Genomic DNA, 2644 nt, shown 5'->3' on the forward strand with positions numbered 1-2644 from the left:
TGGCTGAGCGTGCTGCTCGGTCTGCTCCTGGGGGCGCTGCACGTACTGCTGCATTTCTTTACCCCGCAGCGAAGCCTGACCAGTTTCTGGGTGCTCTGCGCGGCTGCGGCGGTGGCGATCACCGTTCTGGCGCTCGGGTACCGCCGGCTTCACCGGGTGCTGCCAGCGGGCTTCGGGCGCAGGTACTGGTTGCCCTGGCCGCCAGCCTGGTGCTGTATGCCGGGCTGCTGGCCCTGATCATGACACCGATGCCGTTGGCCGTGGTGTTGCTGCTCGGCGCCGTGGTGGCCCTGCCGCTGGCGGTGGCCGGAGGGTGGATGATCCGCCAGTGACGCAGCATCCCCGGGCCCGAATGAATGAGGACTTCACCAATCCGGTGCGGCTTTCGCTGATGGCGGCGCTGCAGCAGGTGGACGAAGTCGATTTCAGGACCCTGCGCGAAACCCTGGGGGTCTCGGACTCGGTGCTCTCCCGGCACCTGGCGGCCCTGGAGGAGAAGGGCCACCTGGTGATCCGCAAGGGTTTTGTCGGCAAGCGGCCGCGCACCTGGGCGCACCTGTCAAAAACCGGGCGGCAGAGCCTGGCCGAACATGTCCAGGCCCTGCGGGAAATCACCGGGACGCTCTAGTCCTGGGCACGCCACCAGGTGTCGGCCGGGGTGGCCGGGGTGGTGCGCTTGTGCCGGGACACCAGGTAGCGCCGTTCCAGCAGCTCGGCCGCGGCGGTGTCGATCTGCTTGCCCTCCAGGTAGTCATCGATCTGCTCGTAACGCAGGCCCAGTTCGTCCTCGTCGGTGCGCTGGGCTGATCATCGAGCAGATCCGCGGTGGGCACTTGGCCCACAGGGCCTGCGGGGAATCCAACTCGCGCAACAGCGCCTGGTTCTGCCGCTTGTTCAGGCCCGCCAGGGGAACCAGGTCGGCCCCGCCGTCACCGAACTTCGTGTAGAACCCGGTCACCGCCTCGGCAGCGTGGTCGCTGCCCAGGACCAGGAGATGACGGTCCCCGGCCAGGGCGTACTGCACAATCATGCGCATCCGGGCCTTGACGTTGCCGCGGTTGAAGTCCGAGAGCTGCTGGTACCCGGATTCGGCGATGGCCTTGTCCACCCCCATCACCGCGTCGGCGATGTTCACCGTGTAGTCCTCATCCGGGCCAATGAAGTCGATGGCCGCCTGGGCGTCCGCCGCGTCCATCTGCACCCCGTGCGGCAGCTGCACCGCAACGAAGGTGGCCTCGGTGCCCTCCGCCCGCAGTTCCTGGACCGCCAGCTGTGCCAGCTTGCCCACCAGGGTGGAGTCCACTCCGCCGGAAATGCCGATGGTGAAGCCCTTGGCGCCGGTCACCTTCAGGTAGTCCTTCAGGAAGCCGACGCGGTTCCGGATTTCCTGTGCCGGGTCGATGTGGGGCTTGACGCCCAGTTCCTTGATGATTTCAGCTTGAAGTTCGCGCATGCCTCCATCCTAGGTGCCGGCCTCGGGGGACGTCTGCGGTTCCCAGCCAAGATTGCGGGCCATCTGCTCCAGTGAGGCCACCGTGGTGGCGTACTGGTCCTCGCTCAGGTTTTCGCCGCACTGTTCGCGAATCTGGTCGACCAGTTCGCTGAGCGTGGACAGGGAGGTGCTGCCGCGTTCGGTGATCGAGAAATATTCGCCCTCGTGGGCGATCCACCCGGACTCCACCAGCTCGGCCAGGTGCTCGCTCACACTGGGCGGTTCATCGGCCGAGGCGAAATAGGGGGCCAGCGCATCGATCAGGGAGCGTTCGGTGGCGGGGTGTTGTTCGAGCATGTTCAGTACCTGCCATTGGCGCCGGGTCACGCCATGTTCATCGAGAGTCGCTGCGAAGTGCTCGTCAATCAGCGAATCAACCAATTTCAACCAGAAACCCAGTGGGCGAGTCGCGTTCATGGCATCAGCCTAAACCGGATGCCGACTAGAATCGAGGGCATGAGCAAAACCAGCGCCCGCGAGCGACTCAAAGAACTTATCCAGGAACTTGCCATCGTCAGGGGCAAGGTGACTCTCTCCTCCGGCAAGGAAGCCGACTACTACATCGATCTGCGCCGCATCACCCTGCATCATGAGGCATCAGGTTTGGTTGGCCAGGTCATGCTGGAGATGCTGGATGTGGCCAAGCTGGAATTCTCCAACGTGGGCGGGCTGACCATGGGTGCGGACCCGGTCGGCACCGCGATCATGCACAGCGCTCGCGCCGCACACCGCAACATCGACGCTTTTGTGGTGCGCAAGGCCCAGAAGTCCTATGGGATGGGCCGCCAGGTTGAAGGCCCGAGCATCGAGGGCAAGAACGTGGTCGTCCTGGAGGACACCTCCACCACCGGCGGCTCGGCATTGACCGCCGTTGAGGGCGTGCGCAAGGCCGGGGGCAACGTGGTCGCCGTCGCCGTGCTGGTTGACCGGGACACCGGGGCCAAGGAGCGCATCGAGGCTGAAGCCGAGGTGCCGTATCTGTTCGTTTACGGCAAGGACGAGCTGGGTCTCTGATCCCCGCCGGTTTCCTCCGCACATCCCGGGCCAATTGCCCATGATGTGCGGAGTCGTCGTTTAAGCGCCGGTGCATCTGCGGCGGGCCGTGCTGCTTGGCGAGCACGGTCTGCGCCGTGGCGCGCCGGAGGCGGAGCG

The 2644-nt window shown here is 65.5% G+C and carries 5 protein-coding genes and 1 pseudogene; 4 read left to right on the forward strand and 2 right to left on the reverse strand.

Annotated features, from left to right (window positions below; translation table 11 throughout):
- From JCM19049_RS20470 to JCM19049_RS11355, 3 genes are all read left to right on the forward strand, one after another.
- The coding region (locus JCM19049_RS20470) for a hypothetical protein (RefSeq protein ID WP_279403045.1) at positions 1 to 237 on the forward strand (237 nt) is incomplete at its 5' end.
- Positions 210 to 332 (forward strand): hypothetical protein, encoded by a 123-nt coding sequence (locus JCM19049_RS20475; RefSeq protein ID WP_279403046.1) that lies wholly within the window; start codon positions 210 to 212, stop codon positions 330 to 332. The genes JCM19049_RS20470 and JCM19049_RS20475, both read left to right, overlap by 28 nt.
- Entirely contained in the window at positions 329 to 628 is a 300-nt protein-coding gene (locus JCM19049_RS11355; RefSeq protein WP_249354287.1) for a transcriptional regulator, read from the forward strand. Before JCM19049_RS20475 ends, JCM19049_RS11355 begins: the two co-directional genes overlap by 4 nt.
- Here the strand turns inward: JCM19049_RS11355 and nadE are convergent.
- Positions 625 to 1453, reverse strand: a pseudogene (gene nadE, locus JCM19049_RS11360) (ammonia-dependent NAD(+) synthetase). The gene JCM19049_RS11355 and the pseudogene nadE sit on opposite strands and share 4 nt — an antisense overlap.
- Positions 1454 to 1462: 9 nt before the next feature.
- Entirely contained in the window at positions 1463 to 1909 is a 447-nt protein-coding gene (locus tag JCM19049_RS11365; RefSeq protein WP_054821652.1) for a MarR family winged helix-turn-helix transcriptional regulator, read from the reverse strand.
- Positions 1910 to 1948: 39 nt separating this feature from the next.
- Here JCM19049_RS11365 and pyrE point away from each other — a divergent pair, with 39 nt between their 5' ends.
- Entirely contained in the window at positions 1949 to 2506 is a 558-nt protein-coding gene (pyrE, locus tag JCM19049_RS11370; RefSeq protein WP_138174594.1) for an orotate phosphoribosyltransferase, read from the forward strand.
- The last annotated feature ends 138 nt before the right edge of the window (positions 2507 to 2644 follow it).

The sequence above is a fragment of the Arthrobacter sp. JCM 19049 genome (assembly GCF_001310435.1).